The sequence below is a fragment of the Sphingobium chungbukense genome, from assembly GCF_001005725.1.
Taxonomy (GTDB): domain Bacteria; phylum Pseudomonadota; class Alphaproteobacteria; order Sphingomonadales; family Sphingomonadaceae; genus Sphingobium; species Sphingobium chungbukense.
Genome location: NZ_LBIC01000003.1, coordinates 535858 through 553054, shown reverse-complemented (window position 1 = coordinate 553054; position 17197 = coordinate 535858). Strand labels below are relative to the sequence as shown.

Annotated in this window: 25 protein-coding genes and 1 tRNA gene; 16 read left to right on the top strand and 10 right to left on the bottom strand. The window is 61.8% G+C overall.

The annotated features are described in order from the left end of the window. The first annotated feature begins 271 nt into the window (after positions 1 to 271). The 9 genes from YP76_RS08705 to YP76_RS27685 all read left to right on the top strand — a co-directional run bounded on the left by YP76_RS08705 (position 272) and on the right by YP76_RS27685 (position 6160). On the top strand, positions 272 to 1459 hold the full coding sequence (locus YP76_RS08705) for a tyrosine-type recombinase/integrase (protein ID WP_198147449.1): 1188 nt from the start codon (positions 272 to 274) through the stop codon (positions 1457 to 1459). A gap of 277 nt (positions 1460 to 1736) precedes the next feature. Next, complete coding sequence (locus tag YP76_RS08700) at positions 1737 to 1943, top strand: MerR family transcriptional regulator (RefSeq protein WP_046763158.1); 207 nt, start codon at positions 1737 to 1739, stop codon at positions 1941 to 1943. After that, a complete protein-coding gene (locus YP76_RS27695; protein ID WP_157035718.1) occupies positions 1943 to 2152 on the top strand; it encodes a hypothetical protein in 210 nt (69 codons plus the stop codon). The genes YP76_RS08700 and YP76_RS27695 overlap by 1 nt, the downstream gene beginning before the upstream one ends. After that, positions 2145 to 2465, top strand: a complete 321-nt coding sequence (locus tag YP76_RS08690; RefSeq protein ID WP_046763156.1) for a hypothetical protein — start codon at positions 2145 to 2147, stop codon at positions 2463 to 2465. The genes YP76_RS27695 and YP76_RS08690 overlap by 8 nt, the downstream gene beginning before the upstream one ends. Beyond that, a complete protein-coding gene (locus YP76_RS08685; RefSeq protein WP_046763155.1) occupies positions 2458 to 2730 on the top strand; it encodes a hypothetical protein in 273 nt (90 codons plus the stop codon). The genes YP76_RS08690 and YP76_RS08685 overlap by 8 nt, the downstream gene beginning before the upstream one ends. Positions 2731 to 2774: 44 nt before the next feature. Then, positions 2775 to 3632 (top strand): toprim domain-containing protein, encoded by an 858-nt coding sequence (locus tag YP76_RS08680; protein WP_046763154.1) that lies wholly within the window; start codon positions 2775 to 2777, stop codon positions 3630 to 3632. Beyond that, positions 3625 to 5391 carry a DUF927 domain-containing protein gene (locus tag YP76_RS08675; protein WP_198147448.1) on the top strand — a complete coding sequence of 589 codons (1767 nt, stop codon included), beginning with the start codon at positions 3625 to 3627 and terminating at the stop codon, positions 5389 to 5391. Before YP76_RS08680 ends, YP76_RS08675 begins: the two co-directional genes overlap by 8 nt. Continuing rightward, complete coding sequence (locus YP76_RS27690) at positions 5391 to 5999, top strand: hypothetical protein (RefSeq protein ID WP_157035717.1); 609 nt, start codon at positions 5391 to 5393, stop codon at positions 5997 to 5999. The genes YP76_RS08675 and YP76_RS27690 overlap by 1 nt, the downstream gene beginning before the upstream one ends. Beyond that, positions 5996 to 6160, top strand: coding sequence for a hypothetical protein (locus YP76_RS27685; RefSeq protein WP_157035716.1), 165 nt, complete (start codon positions 5996 to 5998; stop codon positions 6158 to 6160). The genes YP76_RS27690 and YP76_RS27685 overlap by 4 nt, the downstream gene beginning before the upstream one ends. A 281-nt stretch (positions 6161 to 6441) precedes the next feature. Here YP76_RS27685 and YP76_RS28625 read toward each other — a convergent pair whose 3' ends face one another. Then, on the bottom strand, positions 6442 to 6795 hold the full coding sequence (locus tag YP76_RS28625) for a hypothetical protein (protein ID WP_157035715.1): 354 nt from the start codon (positions 6793 to 6795) through the stop codon (positions 6442 to 6444). A gap of 49 nt (positions 6796 to 6844) precedes the next feature. On the opposite strand from YP76_RS28625, the gene YP76_RS28620 reads away from it, so the two are divergent. Beyond that, a complete protein-coding gene (locus YP76_RS28620; protein WP_232307489.1) occupies positions 6845 to 7054 on the top strand; it encodes an HGGxSTG domain-containing protein in 210 nt (69 codons plus the stop codon). 515 nt (positions 7055 to 7569) lie between these two features. Next, positions 7570 to 7734 (top strand): hypothetical protein, encoded by a 165-nt coding sequence (locus tag YP76_RS28190; protein ID WP_197707403.1) that lies wholly within the window; start codon positions 7570 to 7572, stop codon positions 7732 to 7734. A 594-nt stretch (positions 7735 to 8328) separates the two neighbouring features. Here the strand turns inward: YP76_RS28190 and YP76_RS08660 are convergent. The 4 genes from YP76_RS08660 to YP76_RS08645 are packed head-to-tail and all read right to left on the bottom strand — an operon-like array spanning position 8329 to position 10201. Next, positions 8329 to 8721 carry a hypothetical protein gene (locus YP76_RS08660; RefSeq protein WP_046763152.1) on the bottom strand — a complete coding sequence of 131 codons (393 nt, stop codon included), beginning with the start codon at positions 8719 to 8721 and terminating at the stop codon, positions 8329 to 8331. Between the two features lie 2 nt (positions 8722 to 8723). Next, complete coding sequence (locus YP76_RS08655) at positions 8724 to 9347, bottom strand: hypothetical protein (RefSeq protein WP_046763151.1); 624 nt, start codon at positions 9345 to 9347, stop codon at positions 8724 to 8726. Beyond that, positions 9341 to 9616 carry a hypothetical protein gene (locus YP76_RS08650; RefSeq protein WP_046763150.1) on the bottom strand — a complete coding sequence of 92 codons (276 nt, stop codon included), beginning with the start codon at positions 9614 to 9616 and terminating at the stop codon, positions 9341 to 9343. The genes YP76_RS08655 and YP76_RS08650 overlap by 7 nt, the downstream gene beginning before the upstream one ends. 3 nt (positions 9617 to 9619) lie before the next feature. Beyond that, on the bottom strand, positions 9620 to 10201 hold the full coding sequence (locus YP76_RS08645; RefSeq protein ID WP_046763149.1) for a hypothetical protein: 582 nt from the start codon (positions 10199 to 10201) through the stop codon (positions 9620 to 9622). Positions 10202 to 10392: 191 nt separating this feature from the next. Between YP76_RS08645 and YP76_RS08640 the strand changes: the two genes are divergently transcribed. Continuing rightward, positions 10393 to 10734 (top strand): hypothetical protein, encoded by a 342-nt coding sequence (locus YP76_RS08640; RefSeq protein ID WP_046763148.1) that lies wholly within the window; start codon positions 10393 to 10395, stop codon positions 10732 to 10734. On the opposite strand, the gene YP76_RS27680 is transcribed toward YP76_RS08640, so the two are convergent. From YP76_RS27680 to YP76_RS08630, 3 genes are read right to left on the bottom strand one after another with little or no spacing between them, the layout of a single operon-like run. Then, a complete protein-coding gene (locus YP76_RS27680; protein ID WP_157035714.1) occupies positions 10735 to 10908 on the bottom strand; it encodes a hypothetical protein in 174 nt (57 codons plus the stop codon). It lies immediately after the preceding gene. Beyond that, complete coding sequence (locus tag YP76_RS08635) at positions 10905 to 11255, bottom strand: thermonuclease family protein (protein WP_046763147.1); 351 nt, start codon at positions 11253 to 11255, stop codon at positions 10905 to 10907. The genes YP76_RS27680 and YP76_RS08635 overlap by 4 nt, the downstream gene beginning before the upstream one ends. 8 nt (positions 11256 to 11263) lie before the next feature. Next, a complete protein-coding gene (locus YP76_RS08630; protein WP_046763146.1) occupies positions 11264 to 11557 on the bottom strand; it encodes a hypothetical protein in 294 nt (97 codons plus the stop codon). Positions 11558 to 11844: 287 nt separating this feature from the next. Here YP76_RS08630 and YP76_RS26545 point away from each other — a divergent pair, with 287 nt between their 5' ends. The 4 genes from YP76_RS26545 to YP76_RS08620 all read left to right on the top strand — a co-directional run bounded on the left by YP76_RS26545 (position 11845) and on the right by YP76_RS08620 (position 15891). Beyond that, a complete protein-coding gene (locus YP76_RS26545; RefSeq protein WP_052757344.1) occupies positions 11845 to 13848 on the top strand; it encodes a hypothetical protein in 2004 nt (667 codons plus the stop codon). Then, positions 13781 to 15058 carry a hypothetical protein gene (locus YP76_RS28185; RefSeq protein WP_052757343.1) on the top strand — a complete coding sequence of 426 codons (1278 nt, stop codon included), beginning with the start codon at positions 13781 to 13783 and terminating at the stop codon, positions 15056 to 15058. Before YP76_RS26545 ends, YP76_RS28185 begins: the two co-directional genes overlap by 68 nt. A 53-nt stretch (positions 15059 to 15111) precedes the next feature. After that, positions 15112 to 15261 carry a hypothetical protein gene (locus tag YP76_RS28615; protein ID WP_157035713.1) on the top strand — a complete coding sequence of 50 codons (150 nt, stop codon included), beginning with the start codon at positions 15112 to 15114 and terminating at the stop codon, positions 15259 to 15261. 435 nt (positions 15262 to 15696) lie between these two features. Further along, a complete protein-coding gene (locus YP76_RS08620; RefSeq protein ID WP_046763145.1) occupies positions 15697 to 15891 on the top strand; it encodes a DUF6961 family protein in 195 nt (64 codons plus the stop codon). A 112-nt stretch (positions 15892 to 16003) separates the two neighbouring features. Here the strand turns inward: YP76_RS08620 and YP76_RS08615 are convergent. Further along, a tRNA-Glu gene (locus tag YP76_RS08615) sits at positions 16004 to 16078 on the bottom strand. Between the two features lie 274 nt (positions 16079 to 16352). After that, positions 16353 to 17141 (bottom strand): SapC family protein, encoded by a 789-nt coding sequence (locus tag YP76_RS08610; RefSeq protein WP_046763144.1) that lies wholly within the window; start codon positions 17139 to 17141, stop codon positions 16353 to 16355. Positions 17142 to 17197 lie beyond the last annotated feature (56 nt).

Here is a 17197-nt window from a genome sequence, read left to right as displayed (position 1 = left end):
CATTGATGCTATTGGTGACCCCTACGGGAATCGAACCCGTGTTTCAGCCGTGAGAGGGCCGCTACCTACACATCGGTGGACATACCCAGACGCTGCGAAGCGCGCAATATCTTGGTTTTATGTCGCTGGTTGTCTGCTACTGTCCGGGTGTGTATATTACCGATGCATTACCGAAGGCATCAAAATGGCTCGTTCAGTTCGTGATCATCGCCTAGAAACCCGCGCTGCGCGCTCCAGACTCGCGGTTCGCCAAGAACCTTATTGGGCTTTGATGAGCGAGGGATTTCACCTTGGCTATTACCGTGGAAAGAAGGTGGCGAAATGGGTTGCCCGCTACAGGCCTCCGGGGAAGGCGGGCGGCTATGAGAAAGCGACATTGGGGGAGGCCGACGATACCCAGGATGCCGATGCCACCGGCGTACTTGATTACAGGCAGGCGCAGGACAAGGCGCGAGAATGGCTGAAAGATCGTCAGGGCGGTCCTAAGGTGAAAGCAAATTACACCGTGGGCGATGTGCTTGACGAATATATTGAGGGGTTCGCCGGAAAAGATTTGGTCAATACCAAACGGCGGATAGAGAAATTCATCCGCCCCGCGCTAGGTCATATCCGAATGGACCAACTCACTACTGATCACATTGAGAAGTTCCAGCGTGATAGGGCAAAGACACCAGCGCGTTTGCGAACCGCCAAAGGTGCTGACGAGCAGAAATATCGCACGCTAGACACGGATGAGGATCGGAGGAAGCGCAAGGCATCCACGAACCGCGATATGACCGTGCTTAAGGCGGCCCTCAACTATGCATTCAACAGGCGGAAGGTGCCGTCCGATTCAGCATGGCGCCTTGTTAAGCCGTTTAAGGGTGTTGAGGTCGCAAGGCTTAGATACCTGACCGACGATGAGGCGCGCCGGGTCGTCAATGCGGCGGGACCAGAATTTCGGCCGATTGTTCAAGCGTCATTGCTTACCGGCGCAAGGTGGGGCGAATTGCGCCGGGTCTGTTGCATCGATGTCGATCTGTTGGCCGGTACTGCTTGGCTTCAGGAGACAAAAGGCGCGGCTCCCCGCGTCGTGTATCTGGAAGCCGAGGGCGTAGAACTATTTCGGCAGCAGATGGCGGGCAGGAAGGGAGATGATCTGGTATTCCCCGGCCCGACTGGTGAGCGTTGGAACGACGCCCAGCAAATAAGGCGCATGACTGATGCATGCACGGCGGGAAGCGTGGCCCCAGCAGCCTCCTTTCACGATCTGCGCCGAACCTATGGGGCGCGTCTTGCTCTGCGCGGCGTACCGATGGCGATCATCGCGGAGGCGCTTGGCCACAAGGACGAGCGGATTACCCGCAAGCACTACGCACATTTGGCCCCAAGCCATGTAGCCGACATGGTGCGCTCTAATATCGCGGGGATGGGTATTGTTCAGCCTGGCGCCGTTGCGTCCTTGGGATCGAAACAATGACGGCTATAGAATTAGTCGACATTTCGGAATGGATCAGGTGGCCGGAGGAAGATGTTAGAGAATATGCCTCTGAAATTGCGGAGGCTTGGCAGTTAAGCGACGACCAGCGCAAATATCTGACTGGCGAAATGCTGGATCGATCCGGCCACTCTCGTTTCCCGCCCGAAATACCCCCGGCAGTAATTCGATGTAACCGCTAGTGATTACACGATAGGCGCAGCGGAAATTTGTCCCGCAGCGTCCGAGCAATCCCGCTTGGACGCACAGGGACATAAAGATGAGCGATAGCACCGCACCACAGCCCCCACTCGGCTATGCCATTGCATTCTTGGCTGCTCATGGCCCGATCTCTCGTTCAGAGATTTATGAGGCGATTAAACGCGGCGACCTGAAGGCCAAGAAATATGGTCGCCGCACCATTGTTCCGCATGCGGCTTGGGACGCGTTCATCACTTCCATGCCTGATTACGCGGCGGCCGCCTGATGGCAGGGAAGTCGAGGGATGACCCCAAGAAACGCAAGGGCCGGACGGCCTCTACTCCGTCCAGCCCCGCAAATTTCGTCAACCACGATGCAGAACAGGATACCCGCCCTCACTGGCGCACGCAATATCTGATGGAGCGCTGCCATGTTTCGCCCAGCCTGGGCGACCTGATCCTGTCCCTCTGCTTCGGGGAGGTCGATCATGTCTAATTATCCGAACCATCCGGGCGCTTACCCCATCGACACTTCGATGGCGGCGGCCGATTTCATCGCGCCGTCTGTCCCTCATCTCCAACAGCAGATTCTCAAGGTACTGGCGGAGGTTTCCAGCCAGGGCGCGACCGGCGACGAAATTGCGGCGCGTCTGGGCTGGGAGCGCTTCCGCGTTCGTCCCCGCACCAGCGAATTGCGGATCAAGAAAGCCATCGTGGACAGCGGCATGCGCCGCAAGAGCGAGGCAGGTATTTCCAGCATCGTCTGGGTTCTGCCCGAATATCAGCGGCAGGAGGCGGTCCATGGGTGAAGTCGTCGCCTTCTTCCGCCCCGATGCAGCGCAAGAACCTGCGGCGGGCGGAACCATTCATATCTGGATGGGGAACCCCCGGCATTTCGAGATCGGGCATGAAAGCCGCTCCGGGGATAGCTGGGGATATTTCGCCACCTTCAACAGCGCGGAGGCGGCCATAGGTGCCGCCCACCGGCTGAACCGTGAGGAATTGGACGGGAAAGCGGCGGTCTATATCCCCGATGCGATCCGCGCTCATATGGCGGGAGGTGTCGAGCCATGAGGGAATTTTCCTATCGGACTCAACGCCCATATCGTTCCGCACCAATGGAACAAGATACGGTCGCGGCCTTCCTATCGGCCATGGAAGCGGCAGGGATGCGTCCCGCCGAACCTATCGCGGATCGCCTTGGCTCTGACCTGATCCGCTTCGCATGCGATGGTGACGGCAAGGGCAAGCGCAATGGCTGGGCGATCCTGCATATGGACGCCACCCCAGCCGGGGCGTTCGGCAATTATCGCCTGCAAATATCGGAACGGTGGCGCGCTGGTACTGTCGAGCGCCTGACGCCAAAGGAGCGTCGGGAGCGCGCCGCCCGTTACCGCGCAGAAAAGGCGAAGCGGGATGCCGCCAAGCTGGCCGAACAAGGCGAGGCGGCCGAGCAATGCCGGGACCGGTGGGCCAATGCGAAAAGCGCCGATCCCAGCCACCCCTATCTCATCCGCAAGCGGGTATCGGGTGAAGGGCTGCGGCAGGAAGGCAACCGCCTGCTGGTGCCGATGTTCGATGCTGGCGGGGTGCTTTGGAACCTCCAGGCCATCGCGCCCGATGGTTCGAAGCGCTTTGCCAAGGGCGGCAGGCAAGCGGGCCTGTTCTCCCTGATCGGCCAGCCTGACGCGGTGGTGATGGTCGGGGAAGGATTTGCCACTTGTGCCGCTGCGCGCCGGGCAACGGGTCATGCGGTGGCAGTCGGCTTCTCCGCTAAGAACCTGACGGCAACCGCACTGGCGATGCAGGCCGCCTATCCTGACTGCGATCTGGTGATCCTCGCGGACGATGACGCGCACCTGATCGACCATCCGACAATCAAAGCAAATGTGGGGCTGGAAGCCGCCCGCGCCGCTGCTCAGGCAGTTGGTGGACGTGTGGCGCTTCCGGTTCGGGAGGACAGCAATAATGGCTAAGGTCGCAACTGCCATGGACATGGCGGACATGAAGGATGACGCGGCGCTGGCCGACGCCATCAACATCGGGTCGAAGCGGGAGCCGAAACTACCCAGCGGCTATCATATCAAGCCTGACGGCCTCTATTTCGACGGCGGCGAAGGTCCGGAGAAGATCGCGGGGCCGGTGCGCGTGGTGGCCCAGACCCGCGACCGCAACAGCCAGGCATGGGGTCTGCTCCTGCGCTGGCGCGACGATGACGGGGTGGAGCATCAATGGTCGCTGCCCCGTTCGCTGATGGCGGGCGACGGTCGCGAGGTCCGTTCCGCCCTGCTGGACGGCGGGCTTTATGTCAGCCCCAGAACCAGCCACCGCAATGCGCTGCAAACATTCCTCGCCTCGATCCGGGTAGAAGATCGCGCCCGTGCCGTAACGCGGGTGGGCTGGACCGATGGCGCTTTCGCTCTGCCTGACCGCACCATCGGGGAAGATGGGCATCTTGTGGTCTATCAGGGCACGGCGGCGCTCGACCACGAATATCGGGTGAGCGGGGTTCTAGATCAGTGGCAGAAGTCCGTTGCCGTTTATGGCGTCGGCAACAGTCGCATCGCCGTGGCGCTCGCCTCCGCCTTCGTCGGGCCGCTGCTGGCCGCTATCGGGGAGGAAGGTGGCGGCGTCCACTTCCGGGGGCCGTCATCCATCGGCAAATCCACCACGCTCCTTGCGGCGGCGTCGGTATGGGGTCCGCCATCCTTTGTCCGCCAGTGGCGCGCAACCCAGAACGGGCTGGAAGGGCTGGCGGAGCAGGCCAATGAAACCCTGCTGATCTTGGATGAACTGGCCCAGCTAGACGCGAAGGAAGCGGGCAGCGTGGCCTATCTTCTGGCGAACGGGACGGGCAAGTCCCGCGCCTCGCAATCGGGTGAAGCGAAGGCCGCGAAGCGCTGGCGGGCATTCTTCCTGTCGTCGGGTGAAATCAGCCTGAGCGATCATGCGAAGTCTGACGGACGGGGCCGCCGATCCGCTGCGGGTCAGGAGGTCCGCATTCTCGACATCGAGGCGGACGCGGGCGAAGGTCTCGGCTTGTTCGAAACTCTGCATGGGGCGGCGACGGGCGAAGCACTGTCCCGGATCATCAAGGCGGGTGCGGCCGAATCCTATGGGATAGCGGGACCGGCCTTTGTCGAGCGCCTCATTGGTCGGCTTGATGTGGTCGCGCAGGGCGTCCGCCAAGGCATTGATGCATTCGTGGCAGAGAACATGCCCAAGGGCGGCAACGGTCAGGTATCGCGGGCCTGTCGCCGGTTCGGCCTGATTGCTGCTGCTGGCGAAACAGCCGCCCGCCTCGGCGTGCTGCCATGGGGTGAAGGCGTGTCGATCGATGCGGCGAAAAAGGTATTCACCGCTTGGCTCGCTGCTCGCGGTGGCGTCGGCGCGGCGGAGGATGAGGCGGCAACCGATCAGGTCCGCGCCTTTCTCATCTCGCATGGCATGTCCCGCTTCCAGCCGGTCCATGATGACACGTCCGCGCCGATCTATAATCGGGCTGGCTTCTGGCGTGCCGATGCCATGGAGCGGCGGGAATATCTGATCCCGGCCGCGACATGGAAAGGGGAAGTCTGCCAAGGCATGGACCCCAAATCGGTCGCTCAAGTGCTGGCTGCTCGCGGTTTCCTCGGCGTCGATGGCGCGGGCAAGTATTCGGTCCCGGTCACTGTCCCCGGCATCGGCAAATCGCGCTTCTACATCGTCCTCCCTGCCATCTTCGGAGAAGAATGATGAAGGTCGAATGGCTCGACTCCATACCAGATATGCGTGTTCCGGGTGTTCCCGGTGTTCCGCCGCAGAAAACCGTGGGTTTCGCTGGAACACCTTCTTTTTCGCGAGGTGTTCCAGGTGTTCCGGAACACCAGTCGGAACACCTTGGAACACGGAACGGAACACCAATCGAAGAACGCAAAGCATTGAAAAACAAAGAGGAACACAAGGAACACCAAGAACACCGAAAAATGAAGCATGGTCCTGTGTTCCTGCTGGAAGAATGGGAGCGCGGTGTTGCCTCGCTCGATCCCGACCACCCATTGGGCGGCTATGATCCTGACCATTGGCGGCGCATCGTCCGCGACTGCGACAACCTGATTGCGGATTTCGGTAGGGGCGCGGCGGCGATGGGCTGGTCGACCATCGATCTATTTGGCTTCGATCCAGCGGGCGGCATTGTCGCTGGGTTAGTCCGGCGTATCGATGGCGGGCGGATCGTTGCCATGGATGACAATTGCGCAACGTACCGCTGGCCCTTCTCGGATCGGACGAGTCGGTTTGCGCGGGGCTATCTTGAGAACTGTATGGCGCAGCAGTTCGTGCCGGTTTGGGAGTTGGGGGAATGAGACGGGTCAAGGAAAGGCCGGGCCAATATCGCGCCCGGAACATCAATGGCGCAGGGCGTCGGGTCTATTTCGCCCGGCCGCGCAGTTGGCACAAAGATGGGGGCGTGAACGGGTTCATGCGCAAGTTCATGGCGGACTTCATGGCGAGGCTTGGTTCGTGACAAAGGGAGCAAGCCCAAGGCGAAAGAAGGCGGCTGAGAAGCCCGCCCCCACGGAAAGGAAGGCTAGAGCCATCGCGGCGGCAAAGGCCGGATATGATGCGCTGCCTGCCCGTGCGGCTTATGATGTCGAGTTTGATGCAGGCGCAATGAATCTCGATGCGCGTCATAATGACCGGTTGGGGGAAAGCTATCTCCTTCATGCCGCTACCGGTTCGGCTTCGGACGATTGGGTCAACGCCATCATTCTCAGCCTGGACAAGGTAGGCCGTCAGCGTGGCCAATCAGTGATCACGGCGCATGAACTGAATGCGGGGTTGGCTTTCATGGCGGCGGTTGCCCCATCGAGCGAAGTAGAGGGCGCGCTTGGCGCTCAAATGTATGCTGTCCACCAGATCGCGATGGAGATGGCGGCGAAGTGTCGGCACACCGATGACCGGGTGGCGCTCATGGAATTTGGGAACATGGCCACGAAGATGATGCGGACCTTCACCATGCAGGTTGAGGCGCTGGCCAAGTCCCGGCGCGGCGGTGAACAGGTGGTGCGACATGTCCATGTCTATGAGGGTGGGCAGGCGATCGTCGCGGACCAATTCAATCATTATGGGGCTGGCGGATATGGAAAAGGCTTCGGACAACCTTATGCACCCTTCGCGGGTCACGCGCCTGCGGGCGGCCCCCCGATGCTTGGCGAAGACCCGGCAGGGAACGGAGTGCCAATCGCCAGCGATCAAGGGCAAGAAGCGGTGCCGGATGCACGGCGGCAAAAGTCCCGGCGCTCCGCTCGGAAACCAGCATAATTTCAAGCATGGGCTGCGATCTGCGGCGATGGTGAAGAGGCGGCGGATCATGCGGGCGCTGCTGGCCGAAACGCGCACGACGATGGACGCCATATGAGGTTGGCGATCTTCTAAAATAGAGGGGAATAGGCGGGCCTTCGCCTGTTGCTACGTCTAATCCGAATTTTTAGCGTCCATGTAGGGAGCAATTTTCGGACACCATAAAAGGCGGCCTCCTGCACGAATAAAACAGAGGGCGGAAATACGATTAGCCCCGCATCATGAAGGGGGGCTGATGCGGGGCTATGGGACCCTCCAAGGGAGAGGGAAGGACATCATGGCCCACCCCGCCCGATTCGTACATTCGGCTATGGATATAATCCGGAATTGCAGGCGGCCGACCGGCATACATCGTGCGCCATATCGATGTGGCCAGCGCCCGGCGCTATAGTCATTCTGCTCCTGCTGCCCCGCCTCCGGGGTGGGAGGCGGGGCTACGGTTTATAATCGGAGCTCCAACCTCTTGAATAATCACGCCCAAATCTGATAAATCTTGCCGTGTTCCGAGGCTCGCTTCCTCGGGATAGTGGCCACCCAATGTGGCCGCTTTTGTTCAACTCAAGGAGGAGCAAAATGCGCGATATTTCGGATAAGGCCTATTACGAGCGCCGCGCCAGGAGCGAGATCCGTAAAGCCAGCACCATGAATGATCCATCCGCCAAACGGGTGCACCTTGCCTTGGCGGCGAACTATCTGAAGCAGGCCCGATCGATGGGATCAGGGGCGAGCCCCAACTGATCAAACGCCGATCCGCTATGCACGCCCCGTCTCCCACAAGGAGGCGGGGGTTTTCTTTGCCCGCGATCTCCCCGCGTCCGCAGCTTGACTAAAGTTGTCTGGACATGTTCAGCCAAGCTATGGCAATGGGGGGGCACAAAGCCTTTGGGTCGCTCCAAGGCCCCGTCTCCTCGCATGCGGTGGAGGCGGGGTTTTTCATATCAAAAATGGCCCGGCAGTTTCCCACCGGGCCAGGAGAAGGTTGGGATAAGCCATCCTTCGGGTCGCACTGGCTGCATAGCGCTGGTGCAGCGATTCGCCTTGCAAAAATTCGACATGGGCCCCGCGTGACGGGGCTTTTTTTGCTATCAGGGGCGCGCCAGCGCGCTCTGCATGATGCTGGTAGCGGCGCTGAACATGGCATCGACGGCGACGACGCCAAGGATGCCCAGCGCGAGGGCGAAGATGATAAGGCTGTACCGCATGGGGAGATTATCCTGTCGGCGTGACCTAAGCGGAAATTGACAATTCGAATCAGTGCGTTCGGATTGATTCGCTCAGTCGATGAAAGGGGAACGCCCCGATCCTTTCGAACCGGGGCGCTGGTCACATGCTCTATTGTGCTTTGCTTTCGCCGCGTTCGGCGGCGGTGCGGGCAGTGCTAACTGCGATCGGGCCTGTGTAGGGCGCGACCTCGTTAATCTGTCCCTCGTCCTCGACATTCCCGCCGCCCGGATCGCTGATTGGGCATCCGGGGCCATCGGCCTTGTGGCGGACCCAATCGTCTTCCATCCCCTCCTGCTCAAGATCGGGATCGCCGTCCATCTGGTCCATGTGATCGATCATCCGTTGGACCAGCCGCCCAAGCTCTGCGCGGGACAGGCTAGGAATGACGGTCAGGAGGGCCGCCAGCGTCGGAACGGGTTGAGGCTGGCGCTTGTCCCTGCGCAGCCTCCTGCGCCGCGTCACGCGGGGAATGGGCGCGCTGCGTGGTGCTTTGCTCGCCATGGTCAGCCCCTCCCTTCCAGCTTGTCCAGAAAGGCGACGATCCTTTCCCGCGTTGCATGGCGGATTCCCGCCCCTGACTTGATCCGGTCGATAAGGTCGGGCGCATTGGCGACGTTCCGTCCAAACCGGCTCGGCAGCATGTCACGCTCCGCTATGGCCTTTTCGATGCGGGGGATGAGATCGAGCGCACAGACGGCCTTGCCCTTCGGTCTTGGCTTATGCTGTCGCGCCTCATCCTCCTTTTTCATGTAGGCCCGGACGCGGGCGACGACGCGGGAGGATGGATCGCGACCCCTGCGAAGATCGCGCAAAAGGTGGCTATCCCCCACTGCTTCGCGCCCAAATTTGCTCGCGGGCATCCCTGCCATTTTCAGCCAGCGCTCAATTTCCATCAGGATCGGCGCGGCATAGTTTCGCTGCGGTCTAGCGCTGCGCGGCTTTGGCTTCCGTGGCGTGACGGGCGGCTGTTCGGGCTGCGCAGGCGCGACGGGAACCAGTTTGGGGGCGTCCGTTTTCCGGTCGCGCTTCTCCCCTAGGCGCTGGTCGATCCATGCAATGTCAGGGTCCAGCGCAACGGGACCGCGATCATGGGCCAGCGCGGAATAGTTCTGCCGATAGATCAGCATGGCAGCGCCTCCTTTGGGCTGGAGGCAAGCAGGAGGGATTTGACCGCATCCCGCTTCGCCAGATCGCGCCGCAGCGGTCGCTCATGCTGGGCAAGGGCGTCCCGCTCCTGTTCGGTGATCCGCAGCGACCAGTGCAGGCAGACGCTTGTGGAACTGACGGTGTAGCCGCCCCCAAGCTCGACATAGCGGGCCAGCCATTCGACTGGATCGAACAGGCGCAGGCCATCGGTGGGGGCCGAAGCCCCCTGATTGGTGTTCGCTATGTGCATGGCTTAGGCCTCCCCGGCGATGGAGGTCAGGAGGGGCGCAAGGTCGCCCTCATCGTCCCCGAACTGGTCGATCAACAGCCGCAGCTTGTGGGCGATGATGTCGGGATCGCGGGAGGGGTAGGCAATGATCGCCTTAATCGCGGCTATGTGCGTGTCGTGCGCCGCGCCCCAGACATCTTCCGTTTCCGCAACGCGATATTGGCTATTCAGCGCGGCGGTGGTCTGGTCGCGCTTCGCTTTCATCAGTTTATGGAAGGCGTTGTAGTCGATCATGCCAGCGTTTATGCGGCAGTCGCCTTCTTCGTGGGCGGGGCGCGCATCGATGAACTTGTAAGGCCTGCCGCTTTTGTCGTCCCATTCAGCCTGCCAACCTTCCATGAAGGCATCGCGGGCGTTGGAAAAGCGGCTGAAAGCATCGTCTGCGGCTTTCCCTGCCTGCTTGGCGGCGGCAGCGGTGCGGCGCTCATCCTCCAGCAGTGCCAGCCATGCCGGGTCTTGTGAGGCGGTCGGGGTGCAGACCGGCCCGGTAGCGGCGCTGGCAACAGGTGTCGCAATTAGAGATGGTGCGATAATCAGAGCGCGCATGACTTGGCGCCGCGAACTGTGTAGTTCGTTCATAGCTTCAATCCCTCTATATCAGGGGTTGCGGTTAGGCCGGGGCGGTCGTTGGTAGCTTCCGCTCTGGCCGTTCGTTACGTAACGAGGTTAACGGCACCCGTCAACAGACGTTACGTAACGATCTTGCATTTTGGACGGTAAACCGTTACGTAACTGTCATGGCACTATCCAATGCAGAACGACAGGCGCGGCTCCGCGAGCGCAAACAGCAGAAGTTGAGCGAGTGCGTGACGCCCGCTGACATCGATCGCGCAGTGCAAATTCTCTATGAAGGTGTGCGACAGGAGCAGGGCGATTTAAGCCTACCCCTATGGGACGATTGGGTATCGAGCCTTGGCAAGAAGCAGCCGAGTAAGTCAGGGCGGGAGTGGGGTGAGTTTGTACCCGACAGGGACGATCCGGAGGAATATCCAGATTGCATACCGCTGGAGGATAGGCAGTTTCTTGCGAAGGTCGGTGCTGTGATCCGGGCGGCGCGCTGGCCCGCCAGCCATCGGTAATTAAGGGAGCAGGCCCGCGATCCAGTGGCCAGCCGAAACAATGCCGGTGGCAATCGCCGCAAGAGACAGGCAGGCCAATAGGGCAAACTCGATCCGCAGCGGCCAAGGATTGCCCCTGTTCCGGTTCACAAGATCGTCATGCCGGTCTTTCCAGCGGTAGCGGTAGCGGCTCACTGGCAGTCCGCCGCCAGCAGCCCGCCATTGTCCCAGCGCTCAACGTAGACCGCCTGCCCGCGCCTGATCTGTTCGCAGGCAACATTCCGGCCGCCGACATAGACCTGAGCGAGCGTGCGGCCATAGCGATCCTGCCCGACGCGCTGGACGCTGATACGGCCGCCCATCATCGCCTCCAGGCTGCGCTTGCTGGCCTGCCCATCGCCGGGGACGCAAATCCGGCCCTGTCGGCATCCATGAATTTCTGGCGCGTCGATGCCGAGAAGGCGGATGCGCTCGCCGTCACAGCGGAGCGTGTCACCGTCGACTGCGAAGCATGAGGCGAGGATCAGGGCAAGGGCAACCATCGGTCAGCTTACCGACGCGGCCCGGCCCCCAAGAGCGAGCGCGACGCCCGCGCCACGCTTTCATTGGTCAGCATCCATGGAAAAACTGCCACCGCCGCCACGGCTGCAATGTTGGCGGTCGACGCGATATAGGCAGCGCCAAATAGGGACGCGGCGGCCATCATCGGTATGGCGGCCACAAGGAACGCCGCGCCGCCCATCGCCGCCACCAGCGCAAGGAAGGCGACCCCAGCTTTCCACCGTTCAATGGCCTGTGAGACCTTGCCGTCCCCCGCCTGAACGCCGCCCGAAGATTTGTCCATGGTTCATTCCTCCCGGCGCGAATTTCCCATGACTCCCTCAAGCTGACAAGCCCGGCCTCGGCGCTGTCCCGATCTGGCTCACAGCCGATCAGTGGCGGTCAATCATGACTCGGCCTGAAATGGCGCAAGTCTGCGGCATATAGGGGCATTCTCAGGCGGTAGAGACTCGGCAGAAAACCGCGATTTTCTTTGCCCCCGTATAACATAAGTGGTATCCTGATACCCGTCAAAGGAGCGCCCCTTATGCGGGAACAAGTACACACATCGCTACGCGGGGCAGTCAGGCGGTGTTCTTTGATGATCCGACGCCATTCCAAGGGCTGCGCCAAGATATCGCAGAGGGCTATCAGAAGATTTGGACCGACCCCAAATCGACGCCCGACGATTTGCTGGCCTATGCCAAATCCAACGGCTTCATCATCGACCCCGACGCTACGCGCAAATCCTATGCGGAGCGGGCGAAGCGTGGCGCTGATCCGACCATCCGCTATGCAGCGGAGCCTCCCCGCCTGCTCACTAATCCAGGCGATGGCGCGATAGGCGCTGGCGTCCGTGGCCTGTCGGACCCCATCAACATGCTTGATGAGATGGGCGGCGTAGTGGACTCGCTCGGCCTGACGCCGGGGCGCGAAAATGTCTGGGACAGCGATCGGCGCTTTGCCGACATTCTGGCGAACAACGTCGATCAGAACCGCAGCATCCTTGCCTATGACGACGCGAACCATCCCTATGCGCGCTTCGGCGGCCAACTCGCGAGCGGCCTTGTACTGCCGGGTACATCCGTGGAAGGCGTCGGCCTTGCTGCTGCCCGGCAAGCTCTGCGGGCGGGCGGATCGCGGTTCGCGGCGAAGGAGGCCGCGCAGGCGGCGGCGCGTCTGAGGCTGGCGCAGGCTGGGGCTATCGAGGGCGGATTTGCCGGGTTCGGTTCCGGAGAGGGCGGCGTGGTCGACCGCCTGCCTTATGCTGGCGTCGGCGCTCTGACAGGTGGTGCCCTTGGCTATGGGACGGGGGCGCTTGCGCAAGAACTTGGCCCGGTCGCCCAGCGCGTTGTTGCCCAGCTTCGGGGACAGAGGGCGGTGGATGCTATGCCATCTCCAAATCCGGGATCAGATATTCCGCCACCTCCGCCCGGTTTCCAGATCGCCATGGAGAATGAGGGGGCGATGCCCTCGCCGTCCATCTCTTCCCCGCGTCTGGTGGATCGCATTGACGTGAACGCGGGTCCGCGTCCGCTGCTCGATCCCGCAACCGAGATGCAGCGCCGCGCTATGGCGGAGCGGGTGAACCCGGCCGATCTGTTGCCGCTGCCTTCGAATGTCGTTGCCAGTCAGGAAGAGGCCGCATCGATCGGTGCCGGGCTATATCCGACCATCAAGCCGCCCAATGAGGCGTCGGCGCTGGAAAGCCGCATGTTGCCGCGTGGCGACGATCCGGAGCGGATGATGCCGAAGCGCGGCCCAGCCGATCTTGTCACCTTCCTGCGCAGTCAGGGCGGTGTGATCGATCAGGGCGGCGAACTGCGGGCCTTGGGGATCACGGACAACGCCGGGCGCGATCTGGACTTTGCACGCGGGGAACAGCGCTTCGGCAGGCTGGTGGACAATGAGAACGGCATGCCGCTCGATCAGGCGGCAGACCTTGCATGGCGTTCGGGCTATTTCCCCGACCATGCGGAGCGCCCGACCATCAGGGAATTTCTGGATGCGGTCGATAACACGAACCGGGGCATCAATCGGTCCTTCCGTCCTGACGATCTGGCAGAGGTCGATGCCTTCAACGCTGCCCGCGATCAGCGGTTTGCGGTCGAACGGGCGAGGGATCGGGGGACGCCTCTTGCGGAGGATCGCGGCCAGCCCGTCAGCATGGACGATCTGGAGGCGAACCAGCCGCCGCTGTCGGCCTATGAGGAATGGGGCGATCAGGCTCCGGACTTCGCGGGCAATATCCGCCTGTCGAAGCTGGACAGCCCGCAATCGATCCAGCGGGCATTGAGCCAGGTCGATCGCATGACGGGTGGATTCGACGCAGCCCGGCGTGGTCGCATCACCCAGGCAGAGACGCAAAGCCTTGCCGATGAGTTGGGCATGACGCCCGATCAGCTATTGTCCCGGCGCAAGGGGCAAGGTCGATACCGTACATCAAGACGCTATCGGCGGCGTGGCGGGCAAGATCATCCGGTGGCCTACACGGATGCTGTCCTCGTCGGACGAACTATACAAGGCGATGGCGCGGCGCATGGAGTTGAACGGGCTTGCGGTCCGGAAGGCCGCAGCGGAAGGCCTGCGCGGTGAAGAGGGTAAGCGCCGGGCTGCTGAACTGGTCGCGAACCCTACCGATGAGATGCTTGAACAGGCATTCGATTATGGCCGCTATCTGACCTTCCAGCGCCCGCTGGGCAAGGTGGGCAGGGCCGCCACGATGTTGAGCAATTCCAGCCCGGTCATGAAGATGGTTCTGCCGTTCGTGCGGACGCCGACCAATCTCCTGAAATTCTCACTGGAGCGCTCGCCCGCTGCGCCGCTGCTGTCGGAATGGCGTCGTGACTTCCGGGCAGGCGGAGCGAAGCGCGATCTTGCCGTGGCCCGCGCCATGGTAGGGTCCGGCGTCGGCGCGCTGGTGATGGAACTGGCTTCGCAGGGGCTTGTGACCGGCAACGGCCCAGCCGACGAAAAGGCCCGCGCTCTGATGCTGGCTGATGGCTGGCAACCCTACTCAATCAAGATCGGGGACGAATATCTGAGCTATCAGCGTCTCGATCCCTTCGCCTCCACCCTCGGCGTGGCGGCCGGGATGGTCGAGTTGCAAGATCACATGACGGAGAAGCAGCGCGAGGACGTGGCCCTGCTGGTGACTGCTTCCGTCATGCAGAACCTTTCCAGCAAGACTTGGCTTTCCGGGCTGGGCGATCTCGTGGACGCGGTGAACGATCCGGGCCGCTACGCCAATAGCTGGCTGAAGCGCACGGCGGGATCGCTGGCCATTCCTGCCGGTGTCGCACAGTTGGCGCGGACGGCTGATCCGACGCTCCGGGAGGCGAATACGGTCCTTGATGCAGTGCGCCGCCGCGTGCCAGGCCTCTCGCAATCCCTGCCGGTGCAGCGGGACGTGTGGGGCCGCCCTGTCACCAGCGAAGGCGGGGTTGGTCCTGACATTGTGTCGCCCGTCTGGCTTTCGACGCGCCAAGGCGATCCGGTCAACAATGCCCTGCTGAACGCCGATGTCACTGTACCGTCCTTCGTCCGCAAGGATATGACGCCAGAAGAATATGGGCGGTTCCGGGAGATGGCTGGCGCGACCAGCTACAATGACATTGCCGGGCTGATCGGTTCGCCGGATTGGGCGGCGATGCCGGGTGACGATCAGCAGGAGGCCGTCAACAAGATCGTCAAGGCGGCGCGCAAGCTGGCGAAGGAGAATATGGGCGTCGGCGCGGGATCTATTCCGCCGCCCCCTCCGGGCTTCTCGATCCCTCCGCCCCCGCCTGGATTCACGATCCAATGACGGCGACCCGCCATTCTCTTGTGGGCCGCATGTCGGGCTGCTAGAATCGATCTATGGCGCTCCCGAACATCTATCAAGTCACCATGGTTGCGATGCCGCTGGTCTTTGGCAGCATCGCGTTGACTGTCGTAAAGTGGCAGGGCCGGAAGCTTGATGCGGAGCTTGCGAAAGGGCGCGCAGAGCGACAGCAGGCGGGTGAATGACTGCCGACGAAATTCGTCGGCGCTCGCTGCGACCCTAATTTAAACTTAGCCTTCTGGTTTCTGCCGCGATGGGCAATATTTCAGGCGGCCGGGGCGTGATCGCACAACCCCCAATGGGGGGCATGCCTATGGTTCCCCCGATTTGGTGAACCAAGCCGAACGCCAGCGTCCCACTATCCGGATCGCGGACAGTGACCAGCCAGACGAACTTCGCTCGCTTGATCTGGCGCGGTGTCGTGCCGCGACGTACGTCCCAGACTGTTACGAACGTCGCGGGAGTTTTTTCCGGCACGGGAAAGTACCTCCATCGCCGTGCCGTACGGCTTTGTTATGTCTCAGGCCGTGACGTAACAAAGCGCCCGCGATCTGGTGGGCAATTCGCGCCACCGTGGCGCAAACCTATCGCGCCTAGCAACCTTCCTCTATCCTGCCCGGATGATGACCCGCGATCAGGAGCTATGGGGCATGGCGTCGATGGTGCTGCGCCAGCATGGCGACCGTGCGCCGGTCGTGGTGGCGGAGAGGATCGGCCAGCTTGCCAGCGAGGGGAAGGCGGAAGGCGTGGCGCTGTGGAAGGAGGTTGCGCGGCGACTGGAGCAACTGACTGGGCAGGATTTCCCGCAGCAATAATGGTGTGAAAGTCCAAGCGCGTCTGAGCGCGTTTTCCGGCGTTTATTGCCTAGATATTACCGAAGTCTGCGAAATTTCCGGAGGGGGTCGCTGGTAAACCATTGATTTCCAATGGTGACCCCTACGGGAATCGAACCCGTGTTTCAGCCGTGAGAGGGCCGCGTCCTGACCGCTAGACGAAGGGGCCTTGCATCGCTTCGAGCGAGGCAGGGGGACGCCTCTACGGGGAGGATGGGAGCGCGTCAAGCGAAACCGACCTATAAAAAACCACCCCATGCATTCGCATGGGGTGGCCAAGGTTCAGGGAGGAGACGCCTCCTAAGGGGGAGGCGCCCATACGACACACCCGAAAGGGGGGCAGGTGCACCGTATGTTCAGTAAATAGAGGAGGCCGCGAGGAGTTTCAAGTGGCTCCTCGCAACCTTTTTCCTTAAATATCTGTCATTGGCGATTAATTTGAATCAGGCGCCCGCCGGTTCGGGAGTCGCGGGAACAGCGATCGGGCCCTTGCCCTGCGACACTTGCGCCTCGAACACTTCGCGCATCAGTTGGAGCGAGAAGAGATGGGCATAGATCAGCGGCAGCATGCCGTTCTGGCTGATCTTGCGCAGTTGATCGCCGCGCATGTCGCGCAGTTTTTCCTCGTTCACCATGCGGAAGCCGCGATAGACGAAGGGCTGGTCGTTGCCGGGCACCTGGATCGCGACTTCGCCGTCCATCAGCAGGTCCAGATCCTTCAAATCCTTCATGAACTGGCCGGTGCGGGCGGCGGCCTGTTCGAAATCCTCGCAGAATTTGAGGACGCCCTGGGTCAGTTCGCTGGGCTTGCCGTCCTCGAACAGGGGCTGGCCGTCCTCGAACACGCCGATGGCGTCGCTGGTGGGATCGAAGCAGAGCGACAGTTCGTCGCTGTCGGGCCGCAGCTTCGCCAGCATCCAGGGATAGCGGCGGACATAGGCCGGGACATAGGCCGGACCGCGCAGCTTGCCTTCATCGTCGAGGAAAGTGTTGACGCCTTCGTTGAGGCCCATCAGCGCCAGCGGAACCGGCTCGTCACCGGCCGAGAAGATGATCGGCACGAAACGCTGTGCCGCGACGAATTCGTCGACCGTCAGGGGAATGGCGTGCTGCGTGGTGAGGAAGGGTGCCGAATCCACGGAACGGCTGCGATAGGCGGCGTGATCGACGCTGCTGAGCGGAATAAGGTCGTTGTAGAAGACGGGAAGGCCGTTCGCGGGCGCGCTTGCCATGATGTGCTAGTCCATTTCTAACAAAAAGCGGCGCATCTTCCTGAGCGCCGCTGGCC

Excerpts from the sequence above, each read along its gene's own strand:
- YP76_RS08655 (WP_046763151.1), bottom strand. The coding sequence starts at position 9,347 with ATGCTGATCTATCGGCAGAACTATTCCGCGCTGGCCCATGATCGCGGT.
- YP76_RS08705 (WP_198147449.1), top strand. The coding sequence starts at position 272 with ATGAGCGAGGGATTTCACCTTGGCTATTACCGTGGAAAGAAGGTGGCG.
- YP76_RS27685 (WP_157035716.1), top strand. The coding sequence starts at position 5,996 with ATGAGACGGGTCAAGGAAAGGCCGGGCCAATATCGCGCCCGGAACATC.
- YP76_RS08690 (WP_046763156.1), top strand. The coding sequence starts at position 2,145 with ATGTCTAATTATCCGAACCATCCGGGCGCTTACCCCATCGACACTTCG.
- YP76_RS08620 (WP_046763145.1), top strand. The coding sequence starts at position 15,697 with ATGATGACCCGCGATCAGGAGCTATGGGGCATGGCGTCGATGGTGCTG.
- YP76_RS08635 (WP_046763147.1), bottom strand. The coding sequence starts at position 11,255 with ATGGTTGCCCTTGCCCTGATCCTCGCCTCATGCTTCGCAGTCGACGGT.
- YP76_RS08675 (WP_198147448.1), top strand. The coding sequence starts at position 3,625 with ATGGCTAAGGTCGCAACTGCCATGGACATGGCGGACATGAAGGATGAC.
- YP76_RS27695 (WP_157035718.1), top strand. The coding sequence starts at position 1,943 with ATGGCAGGGAAGTCGAGGGATGACCCCAAGAAACGCAAGGGCCGGACG.
- YP76_RS08700 (WP_046763158.1), top strand. The coding sequence starts at position 1,737 with ATGAGCGATAGCACCGCACCACAGCCCCCACTCGGCTATGCCATTGCA.
- YP76_RS28190 (WP_197707403.1), top strand. The coding sequence starts at position 7,570 with ATGCGCGATATTTCGGATAAGGCCTATTACGAGCGCCGCGCCAGGAGC.
- YP76_RS08610 (WP_046763144.1), bottom strand. The coding sequence starts at position 17,141 with ATGGCAAGCGCGCCCGCGAACGGCCTTCCCGTCTTCTACAACGACCTT.
- YP76_RS28615 (WP_157035713.1), top strand. The coding sequence starts at position 15,112 with ATGGCGCTCCCGAACATCTATCAAGTCACCATGGTTGCGATGCCGCTG.
- YP76_RS08650 (WP_046763150.1), bottom strand. The coding sequence starts at position 9,616 with ATGCACATAGCGAACACCAATCAGGGGGCTTCGGCCCCCACCGATGGC.
- YP76_RS27690 (WP_157035717.1), top strand. The coding sequence starts at position 5,391 with ATGAAGGTCGAATGGCTCGACTCCATACCAGATATGCGTGTTCCGGGT.
- YP76_RS28185 (WP_052757343.1), top strand. The coding sequence starts at position 13,781 with ATGGCGCGGCGCATGGAGTTGAACGGGCTTGCGGTCCGGAAGGCCGCA.
- YP76_RS08680 (WP_046763154.1), top strand. The coding sequence starts at position 2,775 with ATGGAACAAGATACGGTCGCGGCCTTCCTATCGGCCATGGAAGCGGCA.
- YP76_RS08660 (WP_046763152.1), bottom strand. The coding sequence starts at position 8,721 with ATGGCGAGCAAAGCACCACGCAGCGCGCCCATTCCCCGCGTGACGCGG.
- YP76_RS08640 (WP_046763148.1), top strand. The coding sequence starts at position 10,393 with ATGGCACTATCCAATGCAGAACGACAGGCGCGGCTCCGCGAGCGCAAA.
- YP76_RS08645 (WP_046763149.1), bottom strand. The coding sequence starts at position 10,201 with ATGCGCGCTCTGATTATCGCACCATCTCTAATTGCGACACCTGTTGCC.
- YP76_RS08685 (WP_046763155.1), top strand. The coding sequence starts at position 2,458 with ATGGGTGAAGTCGTCGCCTTCTTCCGCCCCGATGCAGCGCAAGAACCT.
- YP76_RS08630 (WP_046763146.1), bottom strand. The coding sequence starts at position 11,557 with ATGGACAAATCTTCGGGCGGCGTTCAGGCGGGGGACGGCAAGGTCTCA.